The organism is Hominimerdicola alba (assembly GCF_900112155.1).
Lineage (GTDB): Bacteria > Bacillota > Clostridia > Oscillospirales > Ruminococcaceae > Hominimerdicola > Hominimerdicola alba_D.
The window spans coordinates 223,395-241,014 of sequence record NZ_FOKQ01000001.1 but is presented as its reverse complement, the minus strand read 5'-3'; the positions used below and the strand labels follow the sequence as shown (position 1 = coordinate 241,014).

General features: G+C 46.5%; 20 protein-coding genes and 1 tRNA gene. 15 read left to right on the top strand and 6 right to left on the bottom strand.

All coding sequences use genetic code 11. The features are described from left to right. Window positions 1–435 precede the first annotated feature (435 nt). The 3 genes from BM265_RS01015 to BM265_RS01005 all read left to right on the top strand — a co-directional run bounded on the left by BM265_RS01015 (window position 436) and on the right by BM265_RS01005 (window position 2,019). Window positions 436–1,194, top strand: a complete 759-nt coding sequence (locus BM265_RS01015) for a DUF4261 domain-containing protein (protein WP_074959623.1) — start codon at window positions 436–438, stop codon at window positions 1,192–1,194. A 1-nt stretch (window position 1,195) separates the two neighbouring features. After that, window positions 1,196–1,849 (top strand): HAD family hydrolase, encoded by a 654-nt coding sequence (locus BM265_RS01010; protein WP_074959622.1) that lies wholly within the window; start codon window positions 1,196–1,198, stop codon window positions 1,847–1,849. Window positions 1,850–1,945: 96 nt separating this feature from the next. Next, window positions 1,946–2,019 (top strand) — tRNA-Arg (locus BM265_RS01005). Between the two features lie 305 nt (window positions 2,020–2,324). Here the strand turns inward: BM265_RS01005 and BM265_RS01000 are convergent. After that, window positions 2,325–2,723: a dockerin type I repeat-containing protein gene (locus BM265_RS01000; RefSeq protein WP_242940744.1), complete on the bottom strand. Its 399-nt coding sequence runs from the start codon at window positions 2,721–2,723 to the stop codon at window positions 2,325–2,327. Here BM265_RS01000 and BM265_RS19920 point away from each other — a divergent pair. Further along, complete coding sequence (locus BM265_RS19920; protein ID WP_207646939.1) at window positions 2,656–2,841, top strand: hypothetical protein; 186 nt, start codon at window positions 2,656–2,658, stop codon at window positions 2,839–2,841. The two genes, BM265_RS01000 and BM265_RS19920, sit on opposite strands and share 68 nt — an antisense overlap. Window positions 2,842–3,086: 245 nt before the next feature. On the opposite strand, the gene BM265_RS00990 is transcribed toward BM265_RS19920, so the two are convergent. Continuing rightward, window positions 3,087–3,455, bottom strand: a complete 369-nt coding sequence (locus BM265_RS00990) for a metal-dependent transcriptional regulator (RefSeq protein WP_074959619.1) — start codon at window positions 3,453–3,455, stop codon at window positions 3,087–3,089. Window positions 3,456–3,721: 266 nt separating this feature from the next. On the opposite strand from BM265_RS00990, the gene BM265_RS00985 reads away from it, so the two are divergent. The 8 genes from BM265_RS00985 (at window position 3,722) to BM265_RS00950 (ending at window position 10,467) form a co-directional block, all read left to right on the top strand. Next, complete coding sequence (locus BM265_RS00985) at window positions 3,722–4,279, top strand: DUF3793 family protein (RefSeq protein ID WP_177219518.1); 558 nt, start codon at window positions 3,722–3,724, stop codon at window positions 4,277–4,279. A gap of 28 nt (window positions 4,280–4,307) precedes the next feature. Next, complete coding sequence (locus BM265_RS00980) at window positions 4,308–4,712, top strand: flavodoxin (RefSeq protein ID WP_074959617.1); 405 nt, start codon at window positions 4,308–4,310, stop codon at window positions 4,710–4,712. A gap of 210 nt (window positions 4,713–4,922) precedes the next feature. Beyond that, a complete protein-coding gene (locus tag BM265_RS00975) occupies window positions 4,923–5,135 on the top strand; it encodes a FeoA family protein (RefSeq protein WP_024857038.1) in 213 nt (70 codons plus the stop codon). An 11-nt stretch (window positions 5,136–5,146) separates the two neighbouring features. Continuing rightward, complete coding sequence (locus tag BM265_RS00970; protein ID WP_074834167.1) at window positions 5,147–5,365, top strand: FeoA family protein; 219 nt, start codon at window positions 5,147–5,149, stop codon at window positions 5,363–5,365. A 56-nt stretch (window positions 5,366–5,421) separates the two neighbouring features. Beyond that, window positions 5,422–7,833, top strand: a complete 2,412-nt coding sequence (gene feoB, locus BM265_RS00965) for a ferrous iron transport protein B (RefSeq protein WP_074959616.1) — start codon at window positions 5,422–5,424, stop codon at window positions 7,831–7,833. A 12-nt stretch (window positions 7,834–7,845) separates the two neighbouring features. After that, a complete protein-coding gene (locus BM265_RS00960) occupies window positions 7,846–8,022 on the top strand; it encodes a FeoB-associated Cys-rich membrane protein (RefSeq protein ID WP_074959615.1) in 177 nt (58 codons plus the stop codon). A gap of 73 nt (window positions 8,023–8,095) precedes the next feature. Beyond that, on the top strand, window positions 8,096–8,395 hold the full coding sequence (locus BM265_RS00955; RefSeq protein ID WP_074959614.1) for a DUF6110 family protein: 300 nt from the start codon (window positions 8,096–8,098) through the stop codon (window positions 8,393–8,395). Continuing rightward, window positions 8,395–10,467, top strand: a complete 2,073-nt coding sequence (locus BM265_RS00950) for a heavy metal translocating P-type ATPase (RefSeq protein ID WP_074959613.1) — start codon at window positions 8,395–8,397, stop codon at window positions 10,465–10,467. Before BM265_RS00955 ends, BM265_RS00950 begins: the two co-directional genes overlap by 1 nt. A gap of 47 nt (window positions 10,468–10,514) precedes the next feature. Here BM265_RS00950 and BM265_RS00945 read toward each other — a convergent pair whose 3' ends face one another. The 4 genes from BM265_RS00945 to BM265_RS00930 all read right to left on the bottom strand — a co-directional run bounded on the left by BM265_RS00945 (window position 10,515) and on the right by BM265_RS00930 (window position 13,136). Then, window positions 10,515–10,796: a DUF2325 domain-containing protein gene (locus BM265_RS00945; RefSeq protein WP_074959612.1), complete on the bottom strand. Its 282-nt coding sequence runs from the start codon at window positions 10,794–10,796 to the stop codon at window positions 10,515–10,517. A gap of 144 nt (window positions 10,797–10,940) precedes the next feature. Continuing rightward, window positions 10,941–11,609, bottom strand: a complete 669-nt coding sequence (locus tag BM265_RS00940; protein ID WP_074959611.1) for a nucleotidyltransferase domain-containing protein — start codon at window positions 11,607–11,609, stop codon at window positions 10,941–10,943. A gap of 127 nt (window positions 11,610–11,736) precedes the next feature. Continuing rightward, window positions 11,737–12,519, bottom strand: coding sequence for a ZIP family metal transporter (locus BM265_RS00935; RefSeq protein ID WP_074959610.1), 783 nt, complete (start codon window positions 12,517–12,519; stop codon window positions 11,737–11,739). Between the two features lie 8 nt (window positions 12,520–12,527). Continuing rightward, a complete protein-coding gene (locus BM265_RS00930; protein WP_074959609.1) occupies window positions 12,528–13,136 on the bottom strand; it encodes an L-2-amino-thiazoline-4-carboxylic acid hydrolase in 609 nt (202 codons plus the stop codon). A 173-nt stretch (window positions 13,137–13,309) separates the two neighbouring features. On the opposite strand from BM265_RS00930, the gene BM265_RS00925 reads away from it, so the two are divergent. The 3 genes from BM265_RS00925 (at window position 13,310) to BM265_RS00915 (ending at window position 17,607) form a co-directional block, all read left to right on the top strand. Then, window positions 13,310–13,942, top strand: coding sequence for a TetR/AcrR family transcriptional regulator (locus BM265_RS00925; RefSeq protein ID WP_074959608.1), 633 nt, complete (start codon window positions 13,310–13,312; stop codon window positions 13,940–13,942). Window positions 13,943–14,114: 172 nt separating this feature from the next. Then, window positions 14,115–15,878: an ABC transporter ATP-binding protein gene (locus BM265_RS00920; RefSeq protein ID WP_074959607.1), complete on the top strand. Its 1,764-nt coding sequence runs from the start codon at window positions 14,115–14,117 to the stop codon at window positions 15,876–15,878. Further along, the gene (locus BM265_RS00915) at window positions 15,871–17,607 is read left to right on the top strand and encodes an ABC transporter ATP-binding protein (protein ID WP_074959606.1); all 1,737 of its coding nucleotides are present in this window, start codon (window positions 15,871–15,873) and stop codon (window positions 17,605–17,607) included. The genes BM265_RS00920 and BM265_RS00915 overlap by 8 nt, the downstream gene beginning before the upstream one ends. Window positions 17,608–17,620: the final 13 nt, after the last annotated feature.

The window sequence follows — 17,620 nt, the reverse complement described above, 5'->3', positions numbered from 1 at the left end:
TGCTTACTCTTTAGTTTTAGATCATCTTACTATGCGATGGTGAAAGCTCCCGCAGGACACCGTATATGCGCCTTTTCATGCGGTATACAGAGCATTTTCATACAGCAGGAAACTTTCCGCAAATATACTTCTTCATACTACCATATGTTATTATAGCATATATTAGTTCGTTTTTCAATACTTATTTTAAAAAAGATGATAAAATATCCATCTTATTTAGATATTTTTGTTTAAAATCTTAAATATAAAGTACAAACCATGTACATACTCCCCTCAGACAAAGATAATACTATTATAAAGGCAGAACATTCTCAGTGATGTCCATGGGCAGAAGCATTATTCGCTTTATGGTCTTTACATTTGCCGTTAGATGTGATATAATATTTAAGATATTGCAGTAATGGGCTCGCCCCATAAGACACGGAGGTTATGGCTATGGCTGAAAATACAGTTAACAACGATAAAAAAGAAGGTAATGTTCTTGCGGGCTTTGTTCTCTACAAGGACGCTAATATGGACTGGGCAAGATTCAAGAAGTCACTGAAAGATGACTGGGACATCGAAGTTGATGACGAGGTCAAGGACAATGCGCTGGTATTCCACACCGATGGCATGGTGGTGGCTTGCTCACTTATGCCCAACCCTGTACCAAACAACGAAGCTGAGGAGTGCGCTAAGAACAATATCCTTTGGAAAGACGGTGCGGCTGAGGTGGCAAAGCATCAGGCTCACGTAATGATGGCTGTTATGAACAAGTTCGATGCTATGGATCAGGCTCTGCTTTTCGCGAAGATAGCTTACAGCCTGCTGAAGCTTGACAACGCTATCGGCATATACAAGAACCCCACGGTATACGAAAAGGAGTTCTATATGAACTTTGCCGAGACTATCAAGAATGACGAGCTTCCCGTGCCCATACTGCTGTATACGGGTATGTATCTGGCTAAGGAGGGGCTCTGCGCTTTTACATCGGGCATGACTTTCTTCGGCATGAACGAGCTGGAAGTCATCGACAGCAAGCAGCAGCCCGACCAGGTGATAAGCTTCATGTTCTCGATAGAAGAGTATGTCCTCAGCGAACACGTTGAGCTGAAAGACGGCGAGACCATCGGCTTCAGCGAGGAGCAGAAGCTGCCCATCAGCGTGGGTGACGGTGTCAGCGTTAAGGGCACAACTGCTAAGATAGGTTTCTGATATGGATTTCACAGGATTCAAGGCAGCGGTCTTTGACCTTGACGGCACTCTCATACGCTCAAAGGGTGTATGGAGCGAGATAGACCGCCTGTTTTTCAAAAAGCGGGGCATGGAAGTCCCCGAGGGTTACTATGAAGCTGTTTCCACCAAGGATTTCAGGGCGGCTGCCATTTACACCAAAGACCTTCTGGGGCTGGAAGACAGCATCGAGAGCATAATGCAGGAATGGCACGATATGGCGGTGTACGAGTATACCCACATCATCGGCGAGGTGGACGGTGCGGCTGATTTTCTGCGGTATCTTTCGGGCAAGGGTGTTAAGCTGGGTCTGGCTACTGCAAATTCTGCGGCGCTGTATGAGCCTGTGCTGAAAAGGCTGGGTGTGCTCTCCCTGTTTGAAAGCTTTGCCACCACCGAGGAAGTAGGCAGGGGCAAGGGCTTCCCCGATGTATACGAGCTTGCCTGCGAAAGGCTGGGTACCACATCAGCCGATACAGTGGTTTTTGAAGACCTGCCCGAGGGCATACGTGGTGCAAAGCTGGGTGGATTTGCTTCGGCTGCCTGCCTGGACGAACTAAGCGACGCTGAAAAGGCTATAATGCTGGGAGAAGCAGACATCTGCTTTGATAATTACAGAGAGCTTCTCGCAAAGTAATGAACAATAGATTAACAGATATCACGTATTTTGTTAAACTTCAATTTTGCTATTGACAACTCGCCTATATAATGCTATAATATTAGAGTTGATTGAGCGCCAGTAGCTCAGCTGGATAGAGTGACTGGCTACGAACCAGTAGGTCGGGGGTTCGAGTCCCTCCTGGCGCATACAACGATAAAGCCCGTTGACATGGCGAAAACGTTATGTTTACGGGTTTTTCTTTTACTTTTAAACTGCTTTTTGGGCAGCTGTAAGTGCAGATTTGCAGGCAAAAAATCACACGGGATCGTGGTACGATGAGAGAGGCTTTTTCATAAATATGCAAATAAAGAAGCGGAGGGTTTTGCTCTCCGCTTCTTGTTATAATCTCCTTATCTTACTTCTGTTATTTAAACGATCAATGCAGAAAGCACCCCTTTCATTATAAAAGAAGTGCTCTCTGCGTCTGTATTAAAGGATTTGGTTTGAATGCTTACTTTATAAGATTTTTGCCTTTTACATGAGCAGCGATACGAATAATATCAGTAACGTTTACATTACCGTCCTTGTTCACATCTGCTGCCTTCATGCCTTTTTCGTCAAGAATCTTTTTGCCCTTTACATGAGCTGCAACCTTTGTAATATCTGTGACATTGATGTTTCCATCACCGTTTACATCGCCCGGTGCATAGTCTGAGGATTCTTCACTTTTCTTAGTATAAGTGAATACCAGATCATTCTCGTAGCCCTTTACCTTTACAGTTATATTGAAGCTCTCGCCCTCGGCAAATACATCGCTTGCAGTGTCAAGTGTGCCGTCTTCCTTGATGATCACAGTTGCTCTTCTGCCGCTTGCGGAATACTCTTTCTCGTTTACGACAACGGTGGTGATGTTCTTGATATATGCTTCAAGCTTTTCAGCGGTAAAGCCCTCTGCTGGTAATGGACTTGCTCAGGCTTTCAAGGAGGAGCAGGACGAGGAACGTGAGAAGCTGGGTTCAAAGTGGTAAGACTATGACAGACTGTTCGTATAGTGGGACGGGCATCCCATGAATATAGGCTGCACACAGTATACACATGACAGCCGAATCGATCATTATAATAAACCACACAAATAGTAACCATACAATTATAAAACCGCCCTATACAGGCACTATCGCATGGGGAGGTTTTAATATTTCTGTTTAGAAAAGAGATCGAATCAAAATAATGCCATTAAAATCTACTTCTGTCCATGTCATTTTCTGTTTTTGATCTATCCCCGGGAAAGCACATAATTTATGAGCTTTTCCATAGTTTCCTCATCAAGCACCGAGGATATCATCATGCTGGCTTCGCCCGCTTTCTTGGGGTCTATCCCCACTTTTGAAGTTAAGTGATCCTGCAATATCACACAGGGTGTAAATAGACCGTTAGCCTCGGAAACGCCCTTTTGTGTCAGTGTTATCTGACGGTATGACTCTTTGATTATCAACTCTTCCTCGATGAGTTTCTTGCACATCTTCACTGCACTTGCCTTTGCAACGTGGAGATAATCCGCTATATCAGTGATGCGCACACGCTCGCCGTTCTGCCCCAAAAGATAGATGGTAATAAGATATTTTTTCTGCTGTTCGGTCAACATTATTTATTCCCCTTTATAGTTAGACTTAATTAACCACAAAATATAATATCACCTGTAAAGGTCAATGTCAATGTTTTGATAATTGTCAGTTAGTGAATTCTAACTATGTTACAAATAGTTAGGTTAGTTCTTGCAAACTTTTATTATTTTCTACAAACTTCTCCCACAAATGAATAATATCCTTGACTTTACAAAGAATAGAAAGTATAATATAAGCAGTTGGTTAGCTGATACTAACCTTAATTAGAAAGGAGAAGCCTATGCTTGTGCAGGATACAAAAAAACTCGAAAATGTACTTGCCTTCCACGCAGCACCTACGCTTATGGGTATGAAGTGCGGCAGTCTGCCCACGCTTTCGGCAGAGGAATTTGACATTGATGAGCTGTCTCAGCTTTTTGCAGAAAGCTATTTCGGTTCGAGGATAGGCGCACGTTTCATAAGCAGGTGCAGTCATCGGACTATCATATATCTATATGATAAGTATCTGCTTGAAGCTGTGCTGTCCGACAAAGCGGTGAGAGTTTTTCTTTTTGGGTACGGCTATGATGTATCATGGGACACAGATCAGTGCCTTGACAGATTATGCGAAAGGCTCTCCGAAAAGGACTTTCCCCACGAGATAGGAGTATTTCTAGGATATCCGCTGGAAGATGTAAAAGGCTTTATAGCTAACTGCGGACAGAAGTGCAAACTGTGCGGGGTGTGGAAAGTCTATGGTGACGTTGAACGCGCCAAAGAATTATTTGAATGTTACAGACAATGCAGAACAAAACTGTGCCGAGAACTTGCTCAGGGACGTTCCTTGCAGGTCTGCGTAGCATAAAAAGTCAGTATCATTGGAGGTAATACAAATGAAAACAGCAGTAATTTACTGGAGCGGAACAGGCAACACCGAGGCTATGGCTAATGCGGTTGCAGAAGGAGCGGGAGTATCCGCTGTTCAGGTATCGGCATTTGACGGTGATGTCAGTGAGTTTGATGCCCTTGCACTGGGCTGCCCTGCTATGGGTGCCGAGGAGCTGGAAGACACTGAATTCGAGCCTTTCTTCTCCGGTATTGAAGGAAAGATAAGCGGCAAGAAGATCGCTCTCTTCGGATCTTACGATTGGGGTGACGGCGAATGGATGCGTCTCTGGGCTGACAGAGTTAAGGCAGCAGGCGCAGAAATCGTTGACGGCGAGGGACTCATCGCGAACAACACCCCCGACGATGAAGCTCTTGCAAAGTGCCGCGAGCTTGGTAAAAAGCTTGTGTAAACTTTCCTGTTCATCTTTTTTTCGTGAAGGCTGCCGTTCAAAAACACGGCAGCCTTTCGGTTAGTTATATCTAATAAAATACACGATTTACTTTGGCTAACTCTATGTTTAACACGACAAAGTGAGCTTAATAATATTGACTTTTGTGAGTTAGTGATGTATAATTTAATCAAAAGTTAGGTTATTCTAACCATTGTAAAGGAGGTAAATATGATGCCGTTGGTATCTGCAAACGCAGGCGAAAGCTACACTATCGCACGCATCGGAGGAACGAATGAAGTCCGCAAGCATTTAGAGGACTTGGGGTTTGCCGTTGGGGGAAAAGTTACGGTGATATCCGTCATGGCGGGTAATCTCATAGTTAATGTCAAGGAAACGAGAGTGGCAGTCAGCCGCGAATTAGCTATGAAAATAATGGTATAGGGGGAGAAGATATGACACTGAGAGACGCAAAGATCGGTGATACCGTAACCGTGAAAAAGCTTACGGGAGAGGGTGCTGTCAAGCGCAGGATAATGGATATGGGACTGACGAAAGGAACTTCTGTTACCATTCGTAAAGTCGCACCGCTGGGTGACCCGATAGAAGTAACAGTCAGAGGTTATGAGCTTTCTATCCGCAAAGCTGATGCGGAAATGGTCGAGATAATTTGACCATATATTTTTTGCACACAAGTTAGTTTAATCTAACATTTTTAGGAGGAAGAATTATGAGTATCAAAATAGCGCTGGCGGGCAACCCGAACTGCGGCAAGACCACGCTTTTCAATGCGCTGACAGGCTCGAACCAGTTCGTAGGCAACTGGCCGGGCGTAACTGTGGAGAAAAAAGAGGGCAAGCTGAAAAAGCACAGCGATGTTATCGTCACCGACTTGCCTGGCATCTATTCCCTTTCGCCATACACGCTGGAAGAAGTTGTGGCGAGAAATTATCTGATAGATGAAAAGCCCGATGTTATCCTTAACATAATCGATGGTACCAACTTAGAGCGAAATCTCTATCTGACAACACAGCTGACCGAACTTGGTATACCCGTTGTCTGCGCCGTGAATATGATGGACGTGGTCAATAAGAATGGTGATAAGATAAATATTTCAAAGCTGTCCGAAGCAATAGGCTGCAAGGTCATGGAGATATCTGCACTGAAAAACGAGGGTATTTCCGAAGTGGCAGAAGCGGCTATATCTGCGGCAGACACCAAACACGACGGACCCGTTCACCGCTTTGATGCGGCTATCGAACACGCTCTTGCACATATCGAAGAAGCCTGCGTCCATGATCTGCTGGAAGATCAGCAGAGGTGGTACGCTATAAAGCTGTTTGAGCGGGACGATAAAGTCATCGAAAAGCTGGGCATCAAGGGTGAAAAGCTGGCACATATAAACAAGGATATCGAAAAGGTGGAAAAAGAGCTGGACGATGACAGCGAGTCCATAATCACCAACGAGCGCTACAACTACATTTCAAGTATAATCGACAGCTGTCTTGATAAAAAGAACAAGGGAGCATTAAGCACTTCAGACAAGATAGACAGAGTTGTTACCAATCGCTGGCTTGGTCTGCCCATATTTGCGGCTATAATGTTCGCAGTGTACTGGATAGCTATGGTAGGCGTGGGCGCACCGCTTACCGACTTCACCAATGATAATATCTTCGGTGAGGACGGTTTCCACCTCTTTGGCAAAGGTACAGCTGAATACGAGGACGCAGCCGAGGAATACGCTGACGCACAGCTGATTATCGACGGCTATGATGCTTACGTTGAAGCAAACGGAACACCTGCAGACGAGTTTACATACGAGGTCGAGGACGAGGAGACCCTCGAGATCTCGGAAGAGACAGCGACTATCGCGGACTACGAAGAAGCTCTCGCCACCGTTGAAAAAATAGGCGACGAGCCTGATCCCGCTGACTACGGCTGGTATGTTCCTCCCGTTCCCGCGCTGGCTGAAAAGGCACTGGATAAAGTGGGCGCGGCAGGCTGGCTTAAAGGCCTGATAATCGATGGTATCATTGCAGGCTGTGGTGCAGTTCTGGGATTTGTTCCACAGATGCTGGTACTTTTCCTGATGCTTGCGTTCCTTGAAGCCTGCGGTTATATGTCCCGAATCGCCTTCGTGCTTGACAGAGTTTTCCGCAAGTTCGGACTTTCGGGCAAGAGCTTTATTCCCATGCTGGTGGGAGTTGGCTGTGGTGTTCCCGGAATAATGGCGAGCCGTACCATTGAAAACGAGCGTGACAGACGTATGACCATCATGACCACCACATTCATTCCCTGCGGTGCGAAAGTTCCTTTCATTGCCATGATAGCGGGTGCTATCTTCGGCGGTTCTGCATGGGTGGCTACCTCCGCATATTTCATCGGCATGGCGGCTATAATAATCTCCGGCATCATGCTGAAAAAGACAAAGATGTTTGCTGGCGACCCTGCACCTTTCGTAATGGAACTCCCTGCATACCATCTGCCCACTGTTAAGAACGTTCTGCGTTCCATGTGGGAGAGGGGCTGGTCTTTCATCAAAAAGGCAGGTACCGTTATACTGATCTCGCAGGTAGTTGTTTGGTTCACAAGCAGATTCGGTTTTGTTGACGGAAGCTTCGGTATGCTGGAAGAAGACGAACTCAGCGCTTCCATACTCGCAAAGATAGGAAGCACTATCGCGTGGATATTCACACCTCTCGGCTGGGGCAACTGGCAGGCGGCTGTGGCATCTATCACGGGACTTGTGGCAAAGGAGAATATCGTCGGAACCATGGGTACGCTCTACGGCGGCGGGGACAAAACGGTTTGGCAGGAGCTTGCAATTCAGTTCACAAGCATCACGGGATATTCATTCCTGGTGTTCAACCTGCTGTGCGCACCCTGCTTCGCGGCTATCGGTGCTATCAAGCGTGAGATGAACAACGCCAAGTGGACATGGTTCGCTATTGGCTATCAGTGCGGATTTGCTTATGCGATCGCATTGATGATAAACCAGTTCGGCGGACTGTTCACAGGCAGTGCAAATATCATCGGTGTGATATTCGCAGCAGCAGTACTTGCAGGCATGATATATATGTTGGTCAGACCCTACAAGGAAGCGACCAAACTGACGTCAAAACTGGCAGTCGGCAAGGCATAAGGAGGAATATTTATGGAAGTGTGGCTCAGTGAAAATATCGGAAATATCATCGTCATCACGATAGTTGTGGTTATACTCGCACTGGCTCTGCGGTCGGTCATCAAAGACAGATTGTCGGGCAAAGGCGGCTGCGGTTGCGGCTGTGCGAACTGTGCTATGCACGGCAAGTGCCATACTGCTAAGAAATAATGTTAAAGTATGTTCGGGGGAGGAAACTCTCCCGTTCATCATATTAAGTTCTGTATAGAAAGGAAGTATCACTATGTCAATTTGGGTCAAAGCAGGATTATTCGTTGGAGGTATGGCAGCAAGCACGCTGGGTGTCAAGCTGCTGACAAGCAAGACCGCCAAGAAAGTTTACTCTCACACAACAGCGGCAGTTATCCGCGGCAAGGACTGTGTAATGGAGGGCGTTACCAAAGTCCGCGAGGGCTGTGACGATATCGTTGCAGACGCTAAGGATATCAACGAGAAGCGTGCCGACGAGGATATTATCGATATCATCGAGGATTGCGCCGACACCGCTGATGAAAAATTTTCTGACGAGGAGAAGAAAGACTGATGAAATGTCAGATACTCCACAGTTCCCGTAACCGCCTGCGTATACATATCATGCGTTCACATATGACTCTCCGTCAGGCGGATATGCTGGAATACTATCTGCGGGCAAAGCCCTATGTCACAGATGTAAAGGTCTATGACCGCACAGGCGATGCGGTGATAATCTTCACCGACAGGTCGCAGGTAATAAAAGCGTTAGCTGATTTCAGCTACACCGACAAGAATACCGCCGTCCTCGTACCCGAGCATACAGGCAGAGAGCTTGACCGCGAGTTTGAGGACAAGCTGTTCTTCATGCTGGCAAGGCGTTACATCTTCAGGCGGCTGATACCCGCACCGCTGAGAATGGTGCTGTCGGTCATCAAGGCGGCGAAATACGTCCGAGAAGCGCTTATCTCTCTGTCAAAGGGTAAGATCGAAGTCAGCCTGCTGGATGCTGTTGCCATAACGGTATCCCTCATAAGGCGCGACAGCAAAACAGCTTCAAGCGTTATGTTCATGCTGGGTCTGGGCGAACTTTTAGAGGACTGGACACACAAAAAGTCAGTTGACGATCTGGCGAGAACAATGTCACTTGGCGTAGAAAAAGTATGGCTGAAAACAGGCGAAAGCGAAATGCTGGTACCTATCAAGGATATCAGCGAGGGCGATGAGATAATCGTCCGCACAGGCAGCATGATACCGCTTGACGGCAAGGTCATCTCGGGTGAAGCTGAGGTCAATCAGGCGACACTGACAGGTGAGGCACTTGCAGTTCACAAATCTGCAGGAAGCTATGCATATGCAGGCACGGTAGTCGAGCAGGGCAGCTGTGTCATTCAAGTGGATAAACTCACGGGCAGCGGAAAGTATGACCGCATAGTCAAGATGATAGAGGAGAGCGAAAAACTCAAATCCGAAGTCGAGAGCCGTGCGGCACATCTTGCGGATAAGCTGGTGCCTTATTGTCTTGGCGGCACACTGCTGACATATCTGCTGACGAGAAATGCCACAAAAGCGATATCAATACTCATGGTGGATTTCTCCTGTGCGCTGAAACTGGCTATGCCTATATCTGTGATATCGGCAATGCGAGAGGGTCAGACTTACGGCATGACAATCAAGGGCGGCAAGTTCCTTGAAGCCGTGGCTGATGCTGATACCATCATTTTCGACAAGACGGGAACTCTCACCCATTCAGAACCGAAAGTCGCTAAGATAATAACTTTCGGTGAAAACGATAAGGACGAAGCACTCAGACTGGCGGCTTGTCTGGAAGAACACTACCCCCACTCAATAGCAAACGCTGTAGTAAAGGCTGCAAGCGACAGAGACCTTGTCCACGAGGAGCTCCACAGCGAAGTCGAGTATGTAGTTGCACACGGCATTGCAAGCTCGGTTAGCGGTGTAAAGGTTGTACTGGGAAGTTATCATTTTGTGTTTGAGGACGAGGGATGTACTCTACCCGAAAACGAGCAGGAAAAATTCGACAGTCTGCCCGATGAGTATTCGCATCTGTTCCTTGCGGTAGGCAGAGTGCTTGCGGCTGTGATATGCATCGAAGACCCCATACGCGAAGAAGCAAAGGAAGTTCTTTCACAGCTGAAATCTCTTGGAATAAGCAAGATAGTCATGATGACGGGCGACAGTGAACGTACCGCAAAGGCAGTTGCGGCTAAAGTGGGTGTTGATGAATACTACGCCGAAGTTCTTCCCGAGGACAAGGCTGAATATGTCCGCCGCGAAAAACACGAGGGCAGAAAAGTCATCATGATAGGTGACGGAGTAAACGATTCTCCCGCCCTATCCGAAGCCGATGCTGGCATAGCAATTAGCAGCGGTGCCGCTATAGCCCGAGAGGTGGCAGATATCACCATATCGGCAAATGACCTCACCTGCCTTGTTACCCTGCGGCAGCTTTCCGGAGCTTTGATGAAGCGTATAAATTCCAATTACCGCACGATAATCGGGTTCAATTTTTCGCTTATGGTGCTGGGCGCGACAGGGGTAATTGCCCCGACTACATCTGCACTTCTACACAATTCATCTACCCTTGCGATATCACTGGCGAGTATGAGGAATTATCTTAAATAGCAGAAGACCGCTTTTCGGAAAAAGAAAAGCGGTCTTTTTTTCTGGTATCAGCTGTGATATTCCGACAGCAGATTTTTCAGCGCACTGACACTTGAAGAATGCAAGTGCCTTACAGGTGTACCCGATTTCTCGGTATGCTTTTTGACACCTCCCAGCATCTTGTGGGAACAAGTCCCCGTGAACACGATAACAAGGTCGGGCTGACCTATCTTGTTCTCAAAATCCGCAGGCATCTGTGTGAACACCTTCGACTTACATTTGTAATACTTGCAGATATCCTGATATCTGGTCGCCATGCGGTCATTTCCGCCAACTATAACAACGCTCATTTTAGTTCCTTTCTATGATTAGTTTACACTAACCTCAGTCGAAATAAATATGGTTAGCTATTACTAACCATATTTATTATACCATAGATCGTTGAGTATGTCAATAGCTTTGACGGGTTTTTTTCACATATTTAAAAGCTTCTGTTACGCCTGCTTTTCAGCCCTGATGAAAGCCTGACTGCACCATTCCAGTACCTTCGGGAACACATTGTCAAAGTCCTGCGGTGTGTACTTCCCGCTCAGTTCAAGCATATACCTGTCTTCGGGACTGACCTTTTCTATCAGTTCTTTCTTTGTCAGCAGAAATTCTCCGCTTTCAAGATAATGCAGATTCTGTATCAGAAAGAAAAAACCTTTCATGGTAAATGGCAGCTTCGCCGCACTGTTTTCCTTGTCCGTATGTATATATCGGTGGCACAGCTCATGGTAAAGGTTTCCGAGACTTACCTTTACATAGTTGACCTCGTCTTCTCTTCCTGCTTCGGGCAAGAGCCCTGCCAGCGTGCCGTAAAGGTCTTTGGTAGTGTATCTCAGCTGTATCACTTCAAGTGGATTCCAGCGTGCAAGTTCCTCTCTGCCGCAGATAAACCCGCAGGACTTTTCATATTCCCCGATCCTTTTGAGTATCTCACGGTAGATATCCATATCCTCAGCACACAGCCCGTCTATGACCGTCATTATATCGATATCGCTGTGCTCGGTGGCTTCACCCCTGAGAAAGCTTCCCTGCAAGCCAAGATATACCAGCCTTTCACCAAAAGTGCACCTGCACTCGCTTATCAGCTTTTCCAGATGATCTTCAAGTATGAACATGATACCCTCCTGAATTTATGAAATATTTGAACAGGTGAATAGTGTATCACACTTGATGATATTTGTCAATAGCTTTTCGGGATTAATGGGACTATCGCGACAATATCATTAATGCACGCAGGATAGTTCACCCCAGTGCCACATCAAGTGCCATCATCAAGGTAAATCCCAGAGAGAACATCAGCACACCGATGTTAGAATGCTCACCCTCGGACATTTCCGGTATAAGCTCCTCCACCACCACATATATCATCGCACCCGCCGCAAAGCTCAGAAGATAGGGCATCGCGGGCAGTATAAGTCCCGCAAACAATATGGTAAGCACAGCACCTATCGGCTCTACGGCTCCCGATAATACGCCGTCTGCAAAGGCTCTGCCCTTGCTTTTGCCCTCAGAGTGAAGAGGCATGGATATTATGGCACCCTCAGGAAAGTTCTGTATCGCAATACCAAGTGCAAGTGCGAAGGCTCCACCTGCATTTATCTCCGCTGTCCCCGATAAAAGCCCAGCATACACGATGCCCACAGCCATTCCTTCCGGGATATTGTGAAGTGTCACTGCTAGCACCATCATAGTTGTGCGAGCGAGCCGTGACGGCATACCCTCGGCTTTCTCGGCATTCATGTGAAGATGCGGTATGACCGTATCGAGAAGCAGCAGAAAAAGCACTCCGCACCAGAACCCAATAACAGCAGGCAGGAATGACAGCTTTCCCATACTTTCCGACTGCTCCATCGCGGGTATTATCAGGCTCCATATCGAAGCGGCGGTCATAACACCTGCCGCAAAGCCAGTCAGCGTTCGCTGTACACCTTTGCCAAGGCTTTTCTTCATAAACAGCACACAGCCCGAGCCTAAAGCTGTCCCCGCAAAGGGCAACGCAAGTCCGAGAAATATTTCCCTTGTCATAGCATCACTCAAACCTTCCTTATGTAAAAATCACACCTGTCAGCATCTTTGCCGAGAGTTCCTTTTCGCTCAAAAACAAGCCCAGGCAGGCTGCCGTAAACACGTTCGTCATTGTCGCAAAATATCTTTGTGATTTCGGGACAGCCAAGCTCCGTGAAGTATTTTTTGTAAGGACATTCCAGGATATCCATTCGGTATTCGCCCTTTTCTTTTGGGTAGAACCTGTTCTTAAAACCGCAAGACGAGCCGAATTTCATTTTAGTTATAGGATCCCACATTCTTACGAAAAGTGCGGGCATGAAAGGTATCTTCATTGCCTTTTTCAGACCATTGCTTGCCTTTGCACATATTGTAACAGCCGCATTTTCGATGACCAAATATGCCTGTTCGTCGGTCATAAACTCCTTGCAGGTGATGTACACCGCGGCGGCAGGGAATATTTTTTCGTCAGTGTGCGAATGGACACCCTTTGGCAGGTCAGCGTATTTTTCAAGATATTTATTGAGCCTTGATTCGGCTCTGCGCCAGAGTTTCAGGCATTCCTCTTCGGAAAGTATCTTGCCTATCTCGTGGCGCAATTCTATTTTTGCTGACATTATCTGTACGGCAGACTTCATTTTAATTCTCCTTTCGCGAGACGATTAGTGTTAACTAACCATATTGTAATTATATCATACTCTTTTTAAAATGTCAAACTAAAATATAAAAAACACTTGACAAATGATAGAGAACAGTGTATACTAATAACGTTGGTGTACACTTTTCATTTACTATTTCGGGAGGTGAGATCATGCCGAGAGACAAAACGCAGAGCCACGAAAGGATCATTCAAGCTGCCAAAAAGGAGTTTATGGAGTACGGCTTTACAGATGCTTCACTCCGAAGGATAGCAGCTGAGGCAGGTATCCAGGTTGGCGGGCTTTATAAGCATTTCGGAAGCAAAGAGGAAATGTTCGCTTCGCTGGTGGATCCTGCGATAGAAGGGCTTATGCAGTGCTTCCATGAGATTGAAGACGATTATTTTGATGAGATCGGCAAGGTGGCGGCGGAATCTATATGGGAAGACCAGACTGAGACAGTCAGATTTATGAGCTACATCTACGACCATTTTGACGAATTCAAGCTGATAGTTTGCAGGTCACAGGGTACAAAATATGAAAACTTCACCCATGACATAGCAAAGCAGGAGGAAGAAGTCACCATAAGATATATGAACGCGCTGAAGAAAAGCGGCATAGCTGTCAATGACATAGATGAAAAGGAGTTTCATCTGCTGGTTACGGCAAGCGTTGAAGCTATACTTCAGGCTGTAATACATGATTTCACGAAAGAGGAAGCCATGCACTACGCTCATACGCTAGAAAAGTTTTATCTACCGGCGTGGAAGGCTTTATTCGGTCTTTATAGCAATCCAACTAGATAAATTCACAAAATCATATCGCAAAAGCTAGGATATATGGGTTTTGAGACGGGATCATGTCTGAATTTTAAGGCTGATTGCTATAGTACAAGGGAAACGCATCATCGGCGTTTCCCTATTATACAGTCTATAAGTTAGTTAGAGCTAACCATTTTTAAACGGAGGAGAATTATAAATGAAGAAAAAACGAAGTCTTTTATCTTGGGTGCTTGAATTTGCAGGGAGAAAGAAAGTCTATTTCGTAGGTAGCGTTTTACTTGCTATCCTTGGAGTGGCTGCATCATTTATCCCGTATCTGATAATGGCGGATATTGTAGAAAAGCTGCTTGTAGGAAACAGAGAATGGGATTATTACCTGAAACAGATATTGCTGATGGGGCTATTCTGGGTGATAAGAGTCACACTTCACTCATTCTCGACTTCATTATCTCATGTAGCAACATTTACTGTGCTTGGCACTATCCGAAAACAGCTCTGCGAAAAACTTTCAAAGATACCCCTTGGCTCCGTGCTTGATGACAACAGCGGCAGCTACAAGAATATCATCGTTGACAGAGTGGACTCCATGGAAACTACTCTTGCGCATATCGTGCCTGAGTTTACAGCGAATATCCTGCTGCCTGTCATAATGTTCATCTATCTGATTACTCTTGACTGGCGGTTAGGTTTATCTAATCTCATTGGTGCTGCCATCGGTATCATCTGCGCAACGGTCATGTTTGCAAGAAGCAAAGGCGGCTTTGAACTATCCATAGCAAAGACCAAAAAGCTCAATGATACCGCAGTGGAGTACATAAACGGAATAGAGGTAATCAAAGCCTTCGGAAAGACTGGCAGTTCATATGAGAAATTCGTGACAGCCGCAAGAGAGGGTGCAGATGTTTTCATCGACTGGATGCGCAGGTGTATCTGGCCGCAGTCGGGAACGATGGCTTTTCTTCCTGCGACATTCTTAGGTGTTCTGCCGGTCGGTCTTTTGCTTGTGAAGAACGGTTCCCTTACTGCGGTGGACTTCATCACAGGCATCATTCTCTCGGCAGGACTGATAACGCCCCTTGTGGTAGCATTTTCTTACATGGACGATATCCTGAAAATGAAAACCATCTTCGGTGAGGTGACAGAGATCATTGAGCGTGAGGACATGGTAAGACCACTTGATCTGACAAAGAAGCTTGTCGGTTCGGACATAAGGCTTTCCGACGTGCGTTTCACCTACAAGGACAAGGAAGTACTGCACGGGATCAATATGGAGATAAAACAGGGCGAGATAGCTGCCATCGTCGGTCCGTCGGGTTCGGGAAAGAGCACTATTGCAAGGCTAATCGACTCGCTTTGGGATACCGATTCCGGCGATATCACGTACGGCGGTGTGAATATAAGAGACTTGCCCCTTGATCATTACATGGCTCAGATATCCTATGTGGCTCAGGAAAACTATCTTTTTGATTTGTCGATAAAAGAAAACATCAGGCTGGGCAGATCGGGGGCGACTGACGAAGACGTTATAAATGCGGCAAAAGCGTCGGGCTGTCATGATTTCATTATGGGGCTTGAAAACGGATATGATACGGTTGTCGGCGGAGCAGGCGGACATCTTTCGGGCGGCGAGCGGCAGAGAATATGTATCGCAAGGGCGATGCTGAAAAATGCACCTGTTGTCATACTGGATGAAGCGACCGCTTATACCGACCCCGAAAACGAAGCTCTTGTTCAGGCAAGCGTTGCAAAGCTGATACAGGGCAGAACGCTGATCGTGATCGCACACCGCCTTTCAACTATCGTAGATGCGGATAAGATTTTTGTTGTCAACAATGGAAATATCGAGGCTTGCGGTACACAGCAGGAACTGCTTGAAAACTGTGAGCTTTACAGAAAAATGTGGGAAGCACACAGTATGGTGAAGGACAGCGACAGCGGAAAGGAGAAAGCTTATGCTTGAAATGATAAAAAAGTTCTTTGACTTCTGTAATGACAGGAACAGACGAAAATTTTACAAGGCTATCGTACTGGGTGTCATTGAAGCAATGTTCACCGCCATGAAGATACCCGCCGCATTTGTGGCAATAAAAGCGGTGCTTGACGATCATATCAACACAAAGTCGATGCTGACCGTCATAGGTCTGATGCTGATAAGTACACTTGGAAAGACGGTGATAAGCCGCTTTTCCACCATGCTCCAGACAGAAGCAGGATATGATACTGCCGCACTCAAACGTATCGAGATAGGCGAGCATCTGCGGTATCTTCCCATGGGCTACTTCAATGATACAAGTCTCGGGCATATCACATCGGTGGCTACAAACACTATGGAGCAGATGGGTGATATAGCCACCCGTGCCATTATGCTGGTATTGCAGGGCGTTATCACTACTGCGGTCATCGCGCTTTTCATGTTTTTGTTCGATGTTCGTATTGGTCTTATCTCTCTGGCTGGCATCGGCGTTTTTATACTGGTGAATCAGTGGACGAACCGCTGTGTTGCAAGGGTCGCTGATGAAAAGCTTTCAGCTGACAGAGAAATGGTAGGCGTGATACTGGAATACATTCAGGGCATTTCGGAAATCAGGAACTACAACATCATCGGTCTCAATCAGTCGAAGCTCAAAAACTCCATTGAACGCAAGAAAAATGCTGATATTTCCGCAGAGCTGGCGGCAATTCCCGCCGTCGGCGTTCAGAATCTGATATGCAAGCTGATAGGCGTTGCGATAGCGGGCGCATCGGTCTATTTCTATCTTAACGGAAGTATGGGGCTTGTACACACCATAACTATGCTGCTGTGTTCCTTCATGGTGTTTGAATCGCTGGATTCGGCAGGTATCTACACCGCTCTTCTCCGTGTTATCGGAAAAGGCGTTGATCTGGCGAATGAGATCCTGGACATCGAGCAGATGGACACTGACGGAGAAACCATCACACCTCAGAACAGGGATATCCGCCTTGAACACGTCAGCTTTGCCTACGAAAACAGGAAGATCATTGATGATGTATCGCTGGAAATAAAGGAGAACACTACCACTGCTATCGTTGGTCCATCGGGGGGCGGAAAGACTACTATAACTTCTCTTATCTCCCGTTTCTGGGATGTTCAGGAGGGAAAGGTCACACTCGGTGGAAGAAACGTCAAGGATTACAGTTTTGATTCGCTGATGGAGAATTTCAGCTTTGTATTTCAGCGGGTATATCTTTTTGAGGACACTATCTCCAACAATATCCGTTTCGGCAGACCCGAAGCGTCAATTGAGGAAGTCAAGCAAGCTGCCAAGAAAGCCGCCTGCCACGATTTCATTATGTCGCTTCCAAAGGGCTATGATACCGTGATCGGCGAGGGCGGTGCGACACTTTCAGGCGGCGAAAAACAAAGGCTTGCCATTGCCCGCGCGATAATGAAAGACGCGCCTATCATAATACTGGACGAAGCAACAGCAAATGTTGACCCCGAAAACGAAAAGGAACTCACCGAAGCCATTGAGAACCTGACCAAGCACAAGACCATCATCATGATCGCCCACAGGCTGAAGACTGTGAGAAACGCCGATCAGATCATCGTTGTGGACAAGGGGCGCATAGTGCAAAAAGGACGGCACGAAGAATTGATGGCGCAGGAGGGCATCTACAAGAACTTCATCAGCGGCAGAAAACAAGCGGTAAGCTGGAAACTGGCATAACTTAAAATTCACT

Bases quoted from the DNA above. Each gene is read 5' to 3' on its own strand.
- BM265_RS01015 (WP_074959623.1), top strand. From the start codon at position 436: ATGGCTGAAAATACAGTTAACAACGATAAAAAAGAAGGTAATGTTCTT.
- BM265_RS01010 (WP_074959622.1), top strand. From the start codon at position 1,196: ATGGATTTCACAGGATTCAAGGCAGCGGTCTTTGACCTTGACGGCACT.
- BM265_RS00990 (WP_074959619.1), bottom strand. From the start codon at position 3,455: ATGTTGACCGAACAGCAGAAAAAATATCTTATTACCATCTATCTTTTG.
- BM265_RS00980 (WP_074959617.1), top strand. From the start codon at position 4,308: ATGAAAACAGCAGTAATTTACTGGAGCGGAACAGGCAACACCGAGGCT.
- BM265_RS00975 (WP_024857038.1), top strand. From the start codon at position 4,923: ATGATGCCGTTGGTATCTGCAAACGCAGGCGAAAGCTACACTATCGCA.
- BM265_RS00970 (WP_074834167.1), top strand. From the start codon at position 5,147: ATGACACTGAGAGACGCAAAGATCGGTGATACCGTAACCGTGAAAAAG.
- feoB (WP_074959616.1), top strand. From the start codon at position 5,422: ATGAGTATCAAAATAGCGCTGGCGGGCAACCCGAACTGCGGCAAGACC.
- BM265_RS00960 (WP_074959615.1), top strand. From the start codon at position 7,846: ATGGAAGTGTGGCTCAGTGAAAATATCGGAAATATCATCGTCATCACG.
- BM265_RS00955 (WP_074959614.1), top strand. From the start codon at position 8,096: ATGTCAATTTGGGTCAAAGCAGGATTATTCGTTGGAGGTATGGCAGCA.
- BM265_RS00950 (WP_074959613.1), top strand. From the start codon at position 8,395: ATGAAATGTCAGATACTCCACAGTTCCCGTAACCGCCTGCGTATACAT.
- BM265_RS00945 (WP_074959612.1), bottom strand. From the start codon at position 10,796: ATGAGCGTTGTTATAGTTGGCGGAAATGACCGCATGGCGACCAGATAT.
- BM265_RS00940 (WP_074959611.1), bottom strand. From the start codon at position 11,609: ATGTTCATACTTGAAGATCATCTGGAAAAGCTGATAAGCGAGTGCAGG.
- BM265_RS00935 (WP_074959610.1), bottom strand. From the start codon at position 12,519: ATGACAAGGGAAATATTTCTCGGACTTGCGTTGCCCTTTGCGGGGACA.
- BM265_RS00930 (WP_074959609.1), bottom strand. From the start codon at position 13,136: ATGAAGTCTGCCGTACAGATAATGTCAGCAAAAATAGAATTGCGCCAC.
- BM265_RS00925 (WP_074959608.1), top strand. From the start codon at position 13,310: ATGCCGAGAGACAAAACGCAGAGCCACGAAAGGATCATTCAAGCTGCC.
- BM265_RS00920 (WP_074959607.1), top strand. From the start codon at position 14,115: ATGAAGAAAAAACGAAGTCTTTTATCTTGGGTGCTTGAATTTGCAGGG.
- BM265_RS00915 (WP_074959606.1), top strand. From the start codon at position 15,871: ATGCTTGAAATGATAAAAAAGTTCTTTGACTTCTGTAATGACAGGAAC.